This window comes from Shinella sedimenti, assembly GCF_022601905.1.
Classification (GTDB): domain Bacteria; phylum Pseudomonadota; class Alphaproteobacteria; order Rhizobiales; family Rhizobiaceae; genus Shinella; species Shinella sedimenti.
In genome coordinates this window covers 1-16526 of the sequence record NZ_JAKVIN010000005.1, presented here as the reverse complement: position 1 = coordinate 16526, position 16526 = coordinate 1, and the positions used below count along the sequence as shown (strand labels likewise).

Sequence of the window (16526 nt, the reverse complement as noted above, 5' to 3'; positions counted from 1 at the left end):
CCGCCGCGGCCGGGAGAGACGCGCGGAGGAATAAGTGGGAAAGCGGGTGCCCGAAAGGCCCGCATGGGAGGAGGAACCATGTATCTCGGTATCGATCTGGGAACGTCGGGCGTGAAGTCCATGCTGATGGATGAGAACCAGGCGCTGGTTGCGGAATCATCGTCGCGTCCTATAGGCGTGTCGCGGCCTTATCGGGGTTGGTCGGAGCAGCATCCTGAACAATGGTGGGATGCCGTCTGTGAAAGCCTCGACGCGCTTGCCACAAGCCATCCGAAGGCGATGGGTGCCGTCAGAGGCATCGGCCTTTCCGGACAGATGTATGGCGCCACGGTTCTTGATGAACGCGATACGCCCATCCGCGCTGCCATCCTGTGGAATGACACGCGCACCGAAAAGGAATGCGCCGATCTGGAAGCGCGAGCGCCAGATATCCGTCGCATCGCGGGTCGCAGGCCGACGCCCGGCGTCACCGCACCCAAGCTTGCCTGGCTGCGCGACCATGAGCCGGACGCCTTCCGCCGCATCCGCACTGTGCTGTTGCCGAAGGACTATCTGCGGCTGAAGCTCTCCGGCGAAAAGGCATCCGACATGGCGGATTCCAGTGGCACGATGTGGCTCGACCTTGCGGCGCGCGACTGGTCCGACACCCTCCTGGCTGCAACCGATCTTGATCGCAGGCAGATGCCTAAGCTGTACGAAGGTATTGATCCGACAGGGCATCTACGCGCTGAACTTGCGGAACGCTGGGGAATCTCGTCTCGCCCCGTCATCGCCGGCGGGGGTGGCGACAATGCCTGCGGCGCCTGCGGCACAGGCGTCTTCCGTGACGGGGAGGGCACCGTCTCCCTCGGTACATCGGGCGTGCTGTTCGTGGCCACCGGCGAGGTGCGCACGAGCTACGATCACGCGATCGAAACGCTCTGCCACTCCATGCCCGGTGTCTGGCACCAGATGTCGGTGATCCTGTCGGCGACGTCCTGCATCAACTGGCTATCCAAGGTCGTGAAGCGGCCGGCATCCGAGCTTGTCGCTGAACTCGGCACATCGCTGGGCGCGCCCAGTCCAGTTCTCTTCGTGCCCTTTCTGGACGGGTGCTGGTCGCCGCGGGCGGATGTGGAAATCCGCGGTGCGCTGCTTGGCCTGCAGCATTCCTGCGACGACGAGGTCCTCACGCGCGCCGTTCTGCAAGGCGTTGCCTTTGCGCTGCGTGAATGCGCCGACGCGTTCCGTGCTGCCGGCTCTACCATCGGCAGCCTGCTGGCGATCGGCGGCGGATCTCGGTCGGAGCTTTGGCTGTCGATGATCGCGACGTCGCTCGGTGTGGACCTGCGCGTGCCCGAGGCGAGTGAACTGGGGGCAGCCTTCGGCGCGGCGCGGCTCGCGCTGATCGCCGAAAGTGGCGAAAGCCCGGAGAGCGTTCTCACGTCACCGCGCATCAAGCGCGTGATTTCCCCGGTGCAGAACCTCGCACCGGCCTATGCGGATGCATACGACACCTGGCTTTCGGTGATGCCGGAGGTTCGCCGGGCTTCGGTCGCTCTGGGAAAGGCGGCCTGAAATACCGCGTTGCGCCCCGAGGAGGTCGGGTCATGCGCGGGTTGTTCCCGAGCCCAGCAGGGCGCGGGTCTGGAGGATGACAATGTCTATCTGGGAGGAGACCAAGGACATGAACAAGTTCAATTTCGATATCTCACGGCGTGCCTTGCTCGGGGGCAGTGCCGCGCTCTTTGCGGCACAATATCTCGCGGCATCGGGTGCCCGTGCCGAGGCGGCCGACCGCAAGTTCGCCGCGGCACTTGGCTGGACGACCTACGATTCCGGGCGTCACCTTCAGGACGGCTTCACCGCCGCCGTCAAGGAACTTGGCGGCACGCTTACCACGACCGATGCCGGCTTCGACGCCAAAACCCAGACCGATCAGATCGACTCGCTGATATCGAGCAAGCCGGAGGCGCTGTTCATCACGCCGGCCGATGCCGTCGCCATTGCACCGGCCGTGCAGCGCGCCATCGCCGCCGGCATTCCGGTGTTCTGCGCCGACAGCGCCGTTCCCGGGGTCGCTGTCAACACGACGTCCATGTCCAACAATTTCGGTATGGGTGCCTATTCCTGCGATTTCATTGCGCGCAAGCTGAACGGCAAGGGCAATATCGCCCGCGTCCTGCTGCCGCAGAACGAAAGCTGGGATCAGCGCACGCTCGGGATGGAGTGGACGCTGCGCCGCTATCCCGACATCAAGATCGTCGCCGACTGGGCCTTCGCACTGGCGGGCAATGTCACGCCGCGCCAGGCGGTCGACAACATTCTGACGGCCAATCCGGATATCGACGCGATCTGGTGCGCTTGGGATGGGGCCGCGGTCGAAGGCACGCTTGCGGCACGCGCCGCCGACAAGCCCGATCTCATCATTACCGGCATCGACGGCGGCTCGCAGGCCTTCAACTACATTGCCGGTCCCTCGCAGCTGAAGCTTTCCATGGCGCAGAGCTTTTACGAGATGGCCTATCTGTCGGTGTTCTACGCCCACCAGCATCTGGCCGGCCAGAAGACCCCGCGCCTTGTCGTCACGCCGACCTATGCCGTCGAGGAGGCCATGCTGAAGGATGGTATTCCTGACGACTTCGACGTTCCGGGCCGCGCCGACCAGCTCGGCTGGGTCCGCGCCGTCTGACCTGAGCGTCGGGCGGTTCGCTACGGCGGGCCGCCCATCCGACCAAGACAAAGCGAAGGAGTGGGACATGACGGCTCCAGCCTTGCGCGCACGGGCAATTTCCAAACGTTTCGGCCCCGTGAATGCGCTCAGCGATGTCGATTTCGTTCTCGAGACCGGAGAGGTTCACGCCTTGCTCGGGGTCAACGGCGCGGGAAAATCGACCTTCATCAAGATTCTCTCCGGCGTCTACCGCAAGGATGAGGGCTCCATAGAAGTTGGCGGGGAAGCGATTGACTGCCGCGATCCGAAGGAAGCGATCCGGCACGGCATCGCGACCGTCCAGCAGCATCCCGAACTTGTCGCCGATTTCACAGGCTACGAGAATATTTTCCTCGGACGCGAGGCGGCTCGTTCCGGCCTGTTCTCGCGCATCGAGCGCAGCGATCTCTCGCGCCGCGCCAACGCGCTTTTGAAACGTTTTCCCGTCGATATCGATCTCTCTAAGACGGTGGCGGAGATGTCTGCTGTCGAACGCGAGATCGTCGCGATCCTGCAGGCACTCGCCGGCGATCACATCCGTGTCCTCATTCTGGATGAGCCCACCTCCACGCTGACGGAAGTCGAGAAAACGGTGCTGTTCCGCCTGATCGACACGCTGCGCCACGGCGGCATTTCCGTTCTTTATATCACCCACCGCCTGGAAGAGGTGATGGAGATCGCCGACCGGCTCTCCGTGTTTCGCGGCGGGCGCATGGTGGCGAGCATGCCCGTCGCCGATGTGAAGGCGAAGAACCTTTCACTCGCCGAGCTGATGCTTGGCGAGGCGCTCGACCACGTCTTCCCACCCAAGGCCGAAACTGATGCCATTGGTGAGATGGTCCTGGCGGTGCGTGGCCTGACCGCGGCCGGTGCTTTTTCCAACATCGGCTTCGAGCTCAGGCGCGGAGAAATCCTCGGCATTTTCGGCCTTGTTGGTTCCGGCGCCGACGAACTTGCCAAGGCCTTGTTCGGCGCGATCCCCATCGAAGGCGGCAGCGTCGTCCTTAAAGGGCACACCATCGCGCCGCGCTCGCCGCGCGAAGCCCTGACGGCGGGGATTTTCCTCGTGCCGGGCGATCGACGCGTCGAGGGGCTGGCGCTCACGGAAACCTCGATTTTCAACATCACGCTTGCCAATCTCAAGCGCGCCTCAGGTGCCGCCGGTATCCTGAAACGAGCGGGCAATCGCACTGCCAGCGGTGAGTTCGCCGCTCGCCTCGCGCTTAGCCCGCCGAACCTTTCCATGCCGGTCAGCGGTTTCAGTGGCGGCAACCAGCAGAAGATCGTCGTCGCCAAGGGCCTCTTCGCGGAGGCGGACGTCTACATCTTCGTGGAGCCGACGGTCGGCGTCGATATCGGTGCGCGCGCAAAGCTTTACGGGCTGATGCGCGAGTTGAGCCGCACGGCCGGCGTCATCGTCTTGTCAAGCGATTGCGACGAAGCCCACGGCATCGCCGACCGTACCTTCGCGCTCTACAAGGGCCGCCAGATCGCATCGTCGGATGGTCTCCAGACCCGCAACCAGTTGCTTATGGCCGGCATCATGGGAGAATTGCATCGTGACTAGAACCTTCACGCTTCCAGCGGGAAGCGGGCGATTTCTTGCTTTCCTGCTTCTCGTCGTCCTCGTTGCGACGGCCTTCACGCTTGCCGAGCCACGCTTCCTCTCGACGCAGAATATGTCTGCCGTCACGCGCCATATGGCCGCGAACGGACTGGCGGCACTCGGCCTGACATTCGTCGTCATTGTCCGGAAATTCGATCTTTCCTTTGCCGGAACTGCCTGTTTCGCCGCCATGACCATCGGCTATCTCATAGCGCTCGGCCAACCACTTTGGATCGCGATTCCGGCCGGCATCGTCGTCGGTTCGGCCATCGGCGCGTTTAACGGTGTCGTCATCAGCTACTTCCGTTTTCCCGACATCGTGACGACCATCGCGACGGGGTCGATCGCCGCAGGCCTCGCCTTCGTCTATTCCAATGGCCGCACGATCTTCCAGAACTTCATGTCGTCGGGCATCCTCGATCTGAACGATGCGCGCGTCTTCGGCTACAGCCTGTCTTTCGTCTTCCTGCTCGGCCTCTACGCCGTCGCCTGGTTTTTCATGCACCGCACGCGTTATGGCGCGTCCTTCTACGCCACGGGCGAGAACCCGGTCGCGGCCTATTACTCCGGGGTGCCGACGAGGCTCTACACCATGCTCGCCTTCGTCGCCTGCGGCGTGACCTGCGTCTTCGCGGTACTGCTCATTCTCGCTGAATCCGGGACTGCCGATACCAATGAAGGCGCCAACCTGCTGATGCCCGCCTATGCCGGCGTCTTTCTGGGCACGGCGCTCTTGGGACGAACATCCGTCCTGGCGACGCTTGCCGGCACGTTCCTCATCACCATGTTGCTCGATGGCTTCTCGCTGCTCGGCATTCCGTTCTATTACAGCGATGGCGTCGTCAGCGCGATCCTGCTGGCCGGCGTGGTGTTCTTCGATGCCCGCCTTCGTGAGTTTCTGAGCGATATCGGCAGCTTTCTCCAGCCCGCATCCGTCAAGAAGGAGAAGCGTTCATGACCGACGCTATCGCCCACCCGTCCGTCGCCCGCCTTGATACGCAGAAGCCGAAGAACGGTCTCGTCAGCCGCTACTGGCTTCTCGCGACGCTCGTGTTCATGATCGCCGTCTTTGCCTTCCTCAGACCGCAACTCGTCGACAGCTCCAACATTGCGACGATCCTGCGTTCCTCGGCATTGACGGCGATCATGATCCTGGGGCTGACCTGGGTCATCGCGGCCGGCAAGATCGATGTCAGCTTCATGCATGTCGCCGCCCTCGGAAACATGACCACGGCCTATCTGCTTGCCAGCGGTCATGGCTGGCTGGTGGCCGGGCTTGCCGGGGTCTCCGTGGGCGCTATCGCGGGTGTGTTCAACGGCCTGCTCGTTGCGGTCATGCGGCTTCAGCCGCTGATCGTCACCATCGCGACGGGCGGCATCTGTGCCTCCATTGCCGCAGCGCTCGGCAAGGGCACGTCCATCCGCATCGCCGATCCAGGTCCGCTCGGCGACTTCATCTTCACCAATATCGGTCCCGTGCCGGTCATCGCGATCGCCGTTGCCGTTCTCTACGCCGTGTCCTGGTATGCCCAGGAGAAGCTGACCTTCGGCCACTATATCTTTGCGACGGCGCAGAGCGAGGCCGCGGTCGATCAGGCGGGGGTCTCGGTTCGCAACCTGCTCATGCTGCTATTCGTCTTTTCCGGGGTCATGTCGGCGCTGACGGGCGTGCTGCTGGCGGCGAGCCTTTCTTCCGGCCAGCCGATGATCGGGTCGTCCTATTTCATCGACGGCCTGACGGCGGTGCTGCTCGGCGGCATGATGCTCAGGATCGGCAAACCCAATGTGCTCGGCACGACCACCGCCATCCTTATCCTCGCCGTTCTCGTCAGCGGCAGCGCGCTGCTCGGCTGGGCCGATTACCAGCGCCAGATCATCAAAGGCATCCTGCTGCTGATCGGCGTTACCGTCGCCATGCGGGCCGTGATTGGCCGTCAGTCCCAACATCCGGAGGCATCATGACCATGAACGGCAAGGCCTACTTCGTCGGGCTCGACGGCGGCACGGGCGGCGCCCGGGCCATCGTGGTGGATCAGGACGGCAACGTCGTTTCGATGGCCACGCACGACTACGAGACCACATTTCCACGTCCGGGCTGGGCCGAGCAGACGCCCGCGGACTGGTGGCGTGCCGCGTGCCTGGCGGTTCGTCAGGCGGTGCGCGAAGCGGGTATACCCGTAGCCGCCGTAAAGGCCATCTCCGCCGACGGCACGTCCAGCACGCTTGTTGCGCTCGACGGCAATCTACAGCCGACCATGCCGGCGATCCTGTGGATGGACAGCCGTGCCGCCCAGCAGGCCCGCCGCATGACGCAGACCAACGACGCGGCGCTTCGCCGGTCGCGCCTTGGCGTCAGTTCCGAATGGATGCTGCCGAAAATCCTCTGGATCAAGGAATCGACGCCTGCGATCTACGAGCGCTCCCGCTGGTTCGTCGAGATGACGGACTATCTTGCACTGCGCCTCACGGGACGGCTGACACTCGGCCTCAACCACATCACCAACCGCTGGTTCTACGACGGTCGACGCGGTGGCTGGCCCGAGGACTTCTTCACCCGGATCGGCCTCGGCGACATCACGGCACGCTTCCCGGATGAGATTCTTCCGCTCGCCGAACCGATAGGGCCGCTGACCTCCGAGGCCGCTGACCAGTTGGGCCTTTTGCCGGGAACGCTCGTCGTGTGCGGCGGTACGGATGCCTATGTCGCGATGGTGGGCCTTGACGTCTGCCGCCCCGGTCGCACGGCCTTCATCACCGGTTCCTCGCATCTCGTCCTGCCGATGACGGACCGGGATGTGGAGGTGCCGGGCATCTTCGGGCCGCATCCCGATTGCGTGGTGCCTGGCCTGTTCGTCATGGAAGGCGGGCAGGTCTCTTCGGGGTCCATCGTGCGATGGTGGCATGATCATATAGGCCGGCTCGGCCAGGGGAGTGCGGACACTTACGGCGACATGCTTCGCCAGGCGGAAAGCATGCCGATCGGCGCCGACGGGCTTGTGGCGCTTGATTTCTGGCAGGGCAACCGCAATCCCTATACCGATTACGAACTTCAGGGCGCGCTATGGGGGCTGACACTGAAGCACACGCCCGCCCACATGCTGCGCGCGCTGATCGAAGCCGTCGCCTACGGCACGGAAAACATTCTGCGCACGCTGCGGGCGCATGCGGTTTCCATCGAAACGATGGTTATCTGCGGCGGTGCCACTCGAACGCCATTCCTCACCCAGATGCATGCCGATGTCTGCGGCATTCCGATTGCCGTTCCCAAAGTCTTGGATGCGACGGCCTTCGGCTCCGCGATCAATGCGGCGGTCGGCGCCGGGTTCTATGGCTCGCTGCCCGAGGCGTCGGGACACATGGTGAGAGAAAGCCATGTCGTGGAACCCGACATGCGCCGCAACGAGGCCTATGGCGCGGTGTTCGAGTTCTACCGGGAAACCCACGAGGCTCTGTCGCCACTCATGCACCGGATGGCGCGGCGTGGACACGACACGCTAAGGAGTGGCAGGGCGGTAGATCTTGCTTTGCCCGATACCACGCCGCGCATGGCCATGGCGCAACCTGCAGAATGAAAATGGCCCGTCTATGCAGGACGGGCTTTTTCATATCGTCAACCGAGCAGCTTCTTCTCCCGCGCGGCGCGCAGGCGGGCGAAATCGTCTCCGGCATGGTGCGAGGAGCGCGTCAGCGGGCTCGAGGAGACCATCAGGAAGCCCTTGGAATAGGCTACCGTCTCATAGGACTTGAACTCGTCGGGCGTCACGAAGCTCATAACGGCATGGTGCTTGCGGGTCGGCTGGAGATACTGGCCGATGGTCAGGAAGTCGACATCGGCCGTGCGCAGGTCGTCCATCAGCTGGAGCACTTCGTTGCGCTCCTCGCCGAGCCCCACCATGATGCCCGACTTGGTGAACATGGTCGGGTCCAGCTCCTTCACGCGCTGCAAAAGCCGCACGGAGTGGAAGTAGCGCGCGCCCGGACGAACCGTCAGGTAATTGCCCGGCACGGTCTCCATATTGTGGTTGAACACATCGGGCTTGGCGGCGACGACGCGCTCCAGCGCGCCCGGCTTCTTGAGAAAGTCGGGGGTGAGGATTTCGATGGTCGTTGCGGGCGACGCCGCGCGAATGGCCCAGATCACCTTCTCGAAATGCTCGGCGCCACCGTCATCCAGATCATCCCGGTCGACCGAGGTGATGACGACGTGGGAAAGCCCCATCTGCTTGACGGCGTTGGCGACATTCTCCGGCTCGGCCATGTCGAGCGCGTTCGGCTTGCCGGTCGCGACATTGCAGAAGGCGCAGGCGCGGGTGCAGATCTCGCCCATGATCATGAAGGTGGCGTGTTTCTTGTCCCAGCACTCGCCGATATTCGGGCAGCCGGCTTCCTCGCACACCGTCACCAGCTTGTGGGAGCGCACCAGCTCGCGCGTCTCCTGGTAGCCCTTGGAAACCGGCGCCTTGACGCGGATCCATTCCGGCTTGCGCAGCACTTCCGTATCCGGCTTGTGAGCCTTCTCCGGATGGCGCACGCGCGGCGCGTTCGGATCGAGATTGGTGCGGTCGAGAATGGTGACCATGTCAGGCCTTTGCCAGAGCAGGAAATGCGCGTGCAATCGCCAGGAAATCGTCCGCCTTCAGGCTGGCGCCGCCGACAAGCGCGCCATCCACATGATCGATCGCCATCAGCTCGTGCGCATTGGCGCCCTTTACGGATCCGCCATAGAGCAGACGCATCCCGGCACCCTCGGCGCCGAACCGCGCGGCCAGATGGTCGCGTATGAAGCGATGCACCGACGCGACATCCTCGACGGTGGGCGTGAGGCCGGTGCCGATCGCCCAGACCGGTTCATAGGCGATAACGACGTTTTGCGCTGTCGCGCTATCCGGCACGGATTTCAGGAGTTGCCGCTCGACGACTGCAAGCGTCTTGCCTTCGGCTTTCTCTCCGCCGGTCTCGCCGATGCAGATGATGGCGGTCAGGCCCGAGGCGATGGCCGCCTGCGCCTTGCGGCAAACGAGTCCATCCGTTTCCGCGTGATCCGCCCGCCGCTCGGAATGGCCGACGATGACGAAGTGCGCACCGCAATCGGCAAGCATATCAGCGGAGACATCGCCGGTATGCGCGCCGGCCTGGCCGGTATGGCAATCCTGACCGCCGATTTGGATCCGGCTTGCCTTTGCTGCGGAGGCGGCTCGGTGGACAAGCGTTGCCGGAGTGCAGAGTAAAGTGTCGAAGACGTCCGGCAGGCGCGTGATCCCCTCGGCGATTGCGTCGAGGGTCGCAAGTGCGCTGGCCGTGCCGTTCATTTTCCAGTTGCCGGCGAGGAGGGGTCTGAGAGCGGGTGTCATGTGAGTATCCCTAGGAAGCGTTGGAACGGAGGGCGGCTGGCACCGGCAGCAATTCCACGCGATACCGCTCGTCGAGCGTCGTTACCGTCGCGGCAATTTCCGCCTCGCGGCGCTGACTGTCCCAACCGAGCGCATCTGCGGCGATACGCGCGATGGCATCAAGACTCGCCCGCGTGACGGCGTTTTCAAACGGCATGAGCGTTCTGCGCAGCACGATATCGGAAAGTCTGGTGACGCGCTCCTCGGCCACGATCCAGCGGATTTCGCCTGCGCGATAGAGCGAGGCTTCACCCACCGTCTCGCCGCCATCGGCCGAAACATGACGCGCGACATCATCGGCCTGGCTGCCGTACCGCTCGACGAGTGCTGTGCAGACGGCCTCGTTGAGGCCGTGGCGGGCCATCAGCCCATGGATGAAGGGAAGGCGTTTTTGGGCGTCGTTGTCGAGCCCAGCGCTTCCGCCGATCGGCACATCCAGCGTGCTGCATCGGCGGCTCACGCCAAGGCGTGTCAGAACCGTATCGGCGATCTGTTCTGCGCAGGCGCGATAGGTGGTCCACTTGCCGCCGACCAGCGTTGACACGGGGAAGCGCCGATTGCCCTCCGGCTCGAAATCCCGAAGGAAGTGGTCGCGGCTGATCGCGCCGGTCGTTCCTTCACCGCTATAGGGAAGCGGACGAACCCCGGCATAGGTGAAGACGATTTCTTCGCGCCGTGCGGCCGCGCCGGGCATGATCTGTTCCAGCACATCGAAGAGATAGTCGATTTCCTCGTCCGAGCAGCGCACCGTATCAGGATCGCTTGCACGAATGTCGGTGGTGCCGAGCAGGATGTGCTCGGTGTCGAGTGCATAGACGAGGCAGGCGCGGAAATCCCGAGTTTCGAAGTAGAGCATGCCATCGCCCAGCTGGCGGGCGATGTCAGGCCGGTGCAGGACAATATGCGAACCGCGCGTGCCGCCGATCAGCCGCCCTTCGATGCCGAGTTTGCGATTTGCCTCGTCTGCCCAGGGGCCCGCACAGTTGATGACGAGACGTGGCCGCAGTGCAATCTCCTCCGCGCTGATCTCGTCGCGCAGGATGATCTGATCGCCATCTGAACCAGCCAGCGCCATATAGGGTACGGCGATGGATGCGGGGCAATCCCGTTCGGCGTCCTTGATGAGCTCCAGCGCGAGGCGTTCCGGGTGGGTCAACCGTGCGTCATAATATTCGGCCACTGCCTTGATCCGCTGCGAAAGGCCGGGCATCCGGGTCCGTAGTTCGCCGCGCGAAACGATGCGATGGCCGGGCATCGCGCTCGTGGCCCGCCCGAAGCGATCGAAAAACACCAGACCCAGCTTAACCACCGCAATTCCCTTGGCGCCCGGCGTTTTCTTCAGCTTGAGGAAGCGCAGGCCCGCGGAAAACAGCCCACCGAACCAGCTGAAGGCTGGAACCCAAACGGGCAGGGGTTTGACGAGGTGGTGGGCGTTTCGCACCAGGTGATTGCGTTCGATGACCGATTCGCGCACCAGCGCGAACTCGCCCGTCTCGAGATAACGAAGCCCGCCATGGATGAGGCGCGAGGGCGCCGCGCTGGTGCCGGAGGCGAAGTCGCTCTTGTCCACCAAGACGGCGGGCACGCCTTGCAGGGACAGGTCACGGAAGAGCCCGATCCCGTTGATGCCGCCGCCGACAATAAGGACCGGTTGTGCGGCTGTGGCAGCCCTTAACGCGGCGATTGCTTCTGTTCTGTTTCGCACGAAAGCCCCTCTTGACCGTCATCCTCAGAAGATGGGGCTGCTATAATGGCATTTTATTACTTTTGAAAGGCGTCATGTTTTGGTCGCAAACCGGGATATAAAAAAGATCATGTAATATCAGTTACTTATTTCTGTAAAAAATTTCCTTACGAATTCGATTGACAATTCAGGCCCGTCCAATAGCCTAGCTCACGAGGAACAAAGCCGATGAGACCGAATGGTCCATGTGCCGGGTGGAGACGGCGCGTCGGCGAGGAGGAGGAACCATGCGGGAACGCCTGATCGGCATCGACGCCGGTGGCACCATGACCAAGGTCGTGTTGTTCGACGTCAAGGGAAACGAGCTCGCCTGCGAGCGTCGCCCAAACATCATGCTTTTGCCCCGAGAGGGCTGGACCGAGCGGGACGCAGACGTCATGTGGCGCGCGACCTGTGAATCGCTTCACGCGCTGCTTGAAAAGACCGGAACCAACCCCGCCGACATCATTGCGGTCACGCCGTCAGGCTATGGTGGCGGTGCGTATTTCGTGGACGCGGAAGGCAATGCGGTCTCCAACGGGCTCGTTTCCACCGATACGCGCTCCATACCGCTTATCGAGCGTTGGAAGCGATCCGGACTTGCCGCCGAAGTCTCGCGGCATATCGAGCAGCAGGTCTGGCCGGGGCAGACTTTTCCCATCATGGCCTGGTTCCAGGAGAATGCGCCGGAGGTGATGCGGCGTGCCAGATACATGCTGCCCTGCAAGGATTTCCTGCGCATGCGGCTTTGCGGCGACATCTCGACGGACCCCACGGACGGGGGCTGTGCCGGCATCATCAACGTCACGAAATCCGATATTTCCCGGGAGGCCTTCGAGGCTGCCGGCATGCAGGCGTGGATCGAAAAGCTGCCGCCGGTTCGGCCTTCCGTCGAGGTGGTAGGCCATATTCCGGCAACCGTTGCAGCCCTGACCGGACTCCGCGAAGGAACGCCTGTCGTGCGCGGCGTGTATGATGTCGTTGGTTGTGCGCTGGCGTCCGGTGCCGTTAGTTCCCGGCAGCTTGCAGCGGTTGCCGGCACGTTCAGCATCCATTCGACGGTCCATCGCAAGCCCGCACTTAACCCGCTCCCGACGATCCAGACACCCTATCCCGTCGATGGGCAGGTGTTGGCAACGACGGCGACGCCGACCTCGGCCAGCAATCTCGAATGGCTGTGCAAGACCATGCTGTCGGCGGAAGCGCAGCGCGCGGTGCTGGAGGGGCGTAGCATCTATGATGTGTGCAACGAACTCGTCGCCGGCGCCATTGACCGAACCAACGGCATCCTGTTCTTCCCGTTCCTCTATGACGGCCCGCGCGGTGCGCCGGGCGGCTTCCTCGGGCTTCGCGCCGGCGTGCAGCTTCCCGATATTGTGCGCGCGGTCTATGAGGGCGTGGTCTTCGCCCATCGCTACGACATGACCTACCTGCTGACAGGACCTGATGCGGCCAACCCCGAGGTCATCAGGCTGGCTGGTGGTCCCACGCGCAGTCGTGTCTGGGCGCAGATGTTTGCCGACGGTCTCGGCCTACCTGTCGAAATCGCCAATGGCAGTGAATTCGGCGCCAAGGGCGGTGCGATCTGCGCGGCCGTGGCAACGGGCGTCTACCCGGATGTGGCAACCGCGATCTCCAACATGGTCCATGTCGAACAGCGGCTCGAGCCGGATGGCGCACGCGCGGCCGTGCTCAGCCAGAAATACAAGACCTATCTCACGGCCATCGACATGGTGGCGGATCTCTGGTCGGCCGGCAGCGGCGATCAGGCGCTTGCCTGCGCAAGCTGAGCGCATCGCCCAACCGCATTGAAGAGGACTGAACCGTGCTTGAATTGCGCCATGTGGAAAAAATCGTGGGCCGGGATACGCATGTCCATGCGACATCGCTCGCTTTGGAGCGCGGCTCGTTGAACGTACTGCTGGGCCCGACCTTGTCGGGCAAGACATCGCTGATGCGGCTGATGGCGGGTTTAGACACGCCGACGGCAGGGTCCGTCTGGTTCGACGGCAAGGATGTGACGGGCGTGCGCGTGCAGGATCGCGGTGTCGCCATGGTCTACCAGCAGTTCATCAACTATCCCGCCTTGACCGTCTATGAGAACATCGCCTCGCCCATGCGCATCAAGGGTGCCGACAAGGCGACCATCGACCGCGAGGTGCGCAAGGCGGCCGAACTGCTCAAGCTCACACCCTATCTCGATCGCACGCCGCTCAATCTGTCCGGCGGCCAGCAGCAGCGCACGGCTCTGGCGCGCGCCATCGTCAAGAATGCCAGCCTCGTGCTGCTCGACGAGCCGCTTGCCAATCTCGACTACAAGCTGCGCGAGGAGCTTCGCCTGGAACTGCCGAAGATCTTCGCCGCGTCGGGTGCGATCTTCGTCTATGCAACGACGGAGCCTTCGGAAGCGCTGCTTCTGGGTGGCAACACGGCAACGCTGTCTGCGGGCCGCATCACGCAGTTCGGCCGCACCATCGATGTCTATCGCCGGCCGAACGATCTGCTGACGGCCCGCACCTTCGCTGACCCGCCGCTGAACGCCATGGATGTCGTCAAGCGTAATGGTCAGTTCACCGCCGGCGATCGGCCGCTGCTGGCAGTGCCGCCGCACCTGTCCCAGTTGGCAGACGGTCCCTGCACCATCGCCTTTCACCCGCACCACCTCTCCCTTTCCAGCCAGGCGCCAGGTTCCGCGCCGCTTCAGGCGCGCACGGCCATCTCGGAAATCGCCGGCTCGGAAAGCTTCGTCCATATCGAATTCGAGGGTAGTCGCTGGGTCATGCTGTCGCCTGGCATTCACGACATCGAGCCCGATGCGCTGATCACCGTCCATGTCGATACCCGCCATCTGATGGCCTTCGGCATGGATGGCAGGGCGCTCGGCGCGCCGGTCGCGATGGCGGCATAGAGGGAAAGTTCATGGCACGCATCACGCTCGATCACATCCGTCATGCCTATGGGATCCGCCCCTCAGCACCGAATGACTACGCGCTGCGCGAGGTCAATCACGAGTGGAGCGACGGCGGGGCCTATGCGCTCCTCGGCCCCTCCGGTTGCGGCAAGACCACGCTGCTCAACATCATCTCCGGCCTATTGCAGCCTTCCGAGGGTCGCATCCTGTTCGATGGCGAGGATGTGACGGACCTTCCGACGGAAGCGCGCAACATCGCACAGGTCTTCCAGTTCCCGGTCATCTACGACACCATGACCGTTTACGATAATCTGGCCTTCCCGCTGCGTAACCGTGGCGTGGCCGAGAGTGCTGTGAAGCGCCGGGTCGAGGAGATTCTCGAGATGACGGGGCTCGCTGACCGGGCAAACCGCAAGGCGCGCGGGCTGACAGCGGACCAGAAACAGAAGATTTCGCTCGGCCGCGGCCTTGTGCGCAATGATGTGAACGCGATCCTGTTCGACGAGCCGCTCACCGTCATCGACCCGCACATGAAATGGCAGCTGCGCTCGCAGCTCAAGAAGCTGCACCGGCAGTTCGGCTTTACCATGGTCTATGTCACCCACGACCAGACGGAGGCGCTGACTTTTGCCGACAAGGTCGTCGTCATGTACGATGGCCAGATCGTGCAGATCGGCACGCCAGCCGAGCTCTTCGAGACACCACGCCACACCTTTGTCGGCTACTTTATTGGCTCGCCCGGCATGAATGTCCTGCCAATGCAGGTCGATGGCGCGACTGCCGTGATCGGCGGCGAGCGGATCGATCTCGGCTTCGCTCCGTCTCCGAAGGTCGCGGCTAAGCTGGAATTGGGCATTCGCCCCGAATTCGTCCGCATCGGCCGAGAGGGCCATCCCGTCCGCATCGACAAGGTCGAAGATATCGGCAGGCACAAGATCGTGCGCGCAACATTTGCCGGCCAGTCCGTTGCGGCGGTGATGCCGGAGGAGGACGAGGTGCCGGCGGACGCCCGCATCGCCTTCGATCCCAAAGCCATCAACATCTATGCCGACAGCTGGCGCGTCGAAAGGGGAGCCTGAGCCATGGATAAGACCTGGAACAATAAGGCCTGGTTCATGGTGCTACCGGTGCTGCTGCTGGTCGCCTTCTCAGCGGTTATCCCGTTGATGACGGTTGTGAACTATTCCGTTCAGGATACGTTCGGCAACAATCAGTTCTTCTGGGCGGGGACCGACTGGTTTACGCAGGTGCTGGATTCCGCCCGCTTCTGGGATTCGCTTGTTCGCAACCTTGCCTTCTCTGCGGTCATTCTGGCGATCCAGATCCCGCTGGGCATTTTCATCGCGCTCAACATGCCGCGTCACGGGCTTGGCGTGCCGGTCTGCCTGATCTTCATGGCGCTGCCGCTCCTCATTCCGTGGAATGTCGTAGGAACGATCTGGCAGTTGCTGTGCCGTGCCGATATCGGCCTTGTCGGATGGGGGCTGACCCAGCTCGGCTTTCCCTTCGCCTATGCCGCCGACCCGGTCGATGCCTGGGTGACGATCGTCGTCATGGATGTCTGGCACTGGACGAGCCTTGTTGTGCTTCTTTGTTATGCCGGCCTCGTGTCGATCCCGGAAGCCTATTACCAGGCAGCCAAGATCGATGGTGCGTCGCGCCTTGCTGTCTTCCGTTACATCCAGCTCCCGAAGATGAAGCGCGTCCTCCTCATCGCTATCCTGCTGCGCTTCATGGACAGCTTCATGATTTATACCGAGCCCTTTGTCGTGACCGGCGGTGGCCCGGGTTCATCGACGACCTTCCTGTCGATCGATCTCGTCAAGATGGCGGTCGGTCAGTTCGATCTGGGGCCGGCGGCCGCCATGTCGATCGTCTACTTCCTGATCGTGCTGCTGCTTTCCTGGATCTTCTACACGGTGATGACACAGGGGGATCAGGCGTGACCCCGATCTTATCGACCCCAGTTTTCAGCCTGAACAACGCCCGTTCCGCGAACTTCGAAAGGACGATGCGATGAGCCTCAACACCTCGACGGCGGCCCTCGATGCGGGGCATGCCCAAAGCCGCCCGGCAACGAGCCTCGTGCTCGGCCGCCGCAAGAGCAAAGCCGGCCTGTCGTGGCTCGTGCCGACGTTTTACATCGTGTTTTTGCTTTTGCCGATCTACTGGCTTGTGAACATGAGCTTCAAGACGAACACGGA

The 16526-nt window shown here is 63.0% G+C and carries 13 protein-coding genes and 1 pseudogene; 11 read left to right on the top strand and 3 right to left on the bottom strand.

Going from position 1 to position 16526, the window contains the following annotated elements:
* Positions 1 to 78: 78 nt before the first annotated feature.
* From xylB to MKI86_RS12420, 6 genes are all read left to right on the top strand, one after another.
* On the top strand, positions 79 to 1557 hold the full coding sequence (gene xylB / locus MKI86_RS12445; protein ID WP_241601228.1) for a xylulokinase: 1479 nt from the start codon (positions 79 to 81) through the stop codon (positions 1555 to 1557).
* Between the two features lie 82 nt (positions 1558 to 1639).
* Positions 1640 to 2671: a sugar ABC transporter substrate-binding protein gene (locus tag MKI86_RS12440; RefSeq protein WP_241601227.1), complete on the top strand. Its 1032-nt coding sequence runs from the start codon at positions 1640 to 1642 to the stop codon at positions 2669 to 2671.
* A gap of 67 nt (positions 2672 to 2738) precedes the next feature.
* Positions 2739 to 4259, top strand: coding sequence for a sugar ABC transporter ATP-binding protein (locus MKI86_RS12435; protein WP_241601226.1), 1521 nt, complete (start codon positions 2739 to 2741; stop codon positions 4257 to 4259).
* Complete coding sequence (locus MKI86_RS12430) at positions 4252 to 5256, top strand: ABC transporter permease (RefSeq protein WP_241601225.1); 1005 nt, start codon at positions 4252 to 4254, stop codon at positions 5254 to 5256. Before MKI86_RS12435 ends, MKI86_RS12430 begins: the two co-directional genes overlap by 8 nt.
* The gene (locus MKI86_RS12425) at positions 5253 to 6260 is read left to right on the top strand and encodes an ABC transporter permease (RefSeq protein WP_241601224.1); all 1008 of its coding nucleotides are present in this window, start codon (positions 5253 to 5255) and stop codon (positions 6258 to 6260) included. The genes MKI86_RS12430 and MKI86_RS12425 overlap by 4 nt, the downstream gene beginning before the upstream one ends.
* Complete coding sequence (locus MKI86_RS12420; protein ID WP_241601223.1) at positions 6257 to 7870, top strand: FGGY-family carbohydrate kinase; 1614 nt, start codon at positions 6257 to 6259, stop codon at positions 7868 to 7870. The genes MKI86_RS12425 and MKI86_RS12420 overlap by 4 nt, the downstream gene beginning before the upstream one ends.
* Before the next feature lie 38 nt (positions 7871 to 7908).
* Here the strand turns inward: MKI86_RS12420 and lipA are convergent, their stop codons facing one another.
* From lipA to MKI86_RS12405, 3 genes are read right to left on the bottom strand one after another with little or no spacing between them, the layout of a single operon-like run.
* Positions 7909 to 8877 (bottom strand): lipoyl synthase, encoded by a 969-nt coding sequence (gene lipA, locus MKI86_RS12415; protein WP_241601222.1) that lies wholly within the window; start codon positions 8875 to 8877, stop codon positions 7909 to 7911.
* Position 8878: 1 nt separating this feature from the next.
* Positions 8879 to 9649, bottom strand: coding sequence for a triose-phosphate isomerase (tpiA, locus tag MKI86_RS12410; RefSeq protein WP_241601221.1), 771 nt, complete (start codon positions 9647 to 9649; stop codon positions 8879 to 8881).
* A 10-nt stretch (positions 9650 to 9659) separates the two neighbouring features.
* Complete coding sequence (locus MKI86_RS12405) at positions 9660 to 11393, bottom strand: glycerol-3-phosphate dehydrogenase/oxidase (RefSeq protein ID WP_241601220.1); 1734 nt, start codon at positions 11391 to 11393, stop codon at positions 9660 to 9662.
* A gap of 266 nt (positions 11394 to 11659) precedes the next feature.
* On the opposite strand from MKI86_RS12405, the gene MKI86_RS12400 reads away from it, so the two are divergent.
* The 5 genes and pseudogenes from MKI86_RS12400 to MKI86_RS12380 form a co-directional block, all read left to right on the top strand.
* A complete protein-coding gene (locus MKI86_RS12400; RefSeq protein WP_241601219.1) occupies positions 11660 to 13201 on the top strand; it encodes an FGGY-family carbohydrate kinase in 1542 nt (513 codons plus the stop codon).
* A gap of 35 nt (positions 13202 to 13236) precedes the next feature.
* Complete coding sequence (locus tag MKI86_RS12395) at positions 13237 to 14319, top strand: ABC transporter ATP-binding protein (RefSeq protein WP_241601218.1); 1083 nt, start codon at positions 13237 to 13239, stop codon at positions 14317 to 14319.
* A gap of 11 nt (positions 14320 to 14330) precedes the next feature.
* The gene (locus MKI86_RS12390; RefSeq protein ID WP_241601217.1) at positions 14331 to 15401 is read left to right on the top strand and encodes an ABC transporter ATP-binding protein; all 1071 of its coding nucleotides are present in this window, start codon (positions 14331 to 14333) and stop codon (positions 15399 to 15401) included.
* A gap of 3 nt (positions 15402 to 15404) precedes the next feature.
* Positions 15405 to 16268: a carbohydrate ABC transporter permease gene (locus MKI86_RS12385; protein ID WP_134653061.1), complete on the top strand. Its 864-nt coding sequence runs from the start codon at positions 15405 to 15407 to the stop codon at positions 16266 to 16268.
* Positions 16269 to 16338: 70 nt separating this feature from the next.
* Positions 16339 to 16526: pseudogene (locus tag MKI86_RS12380) on the top strand (carbohydrate ABC transporter permease); the annotation flags it as partial.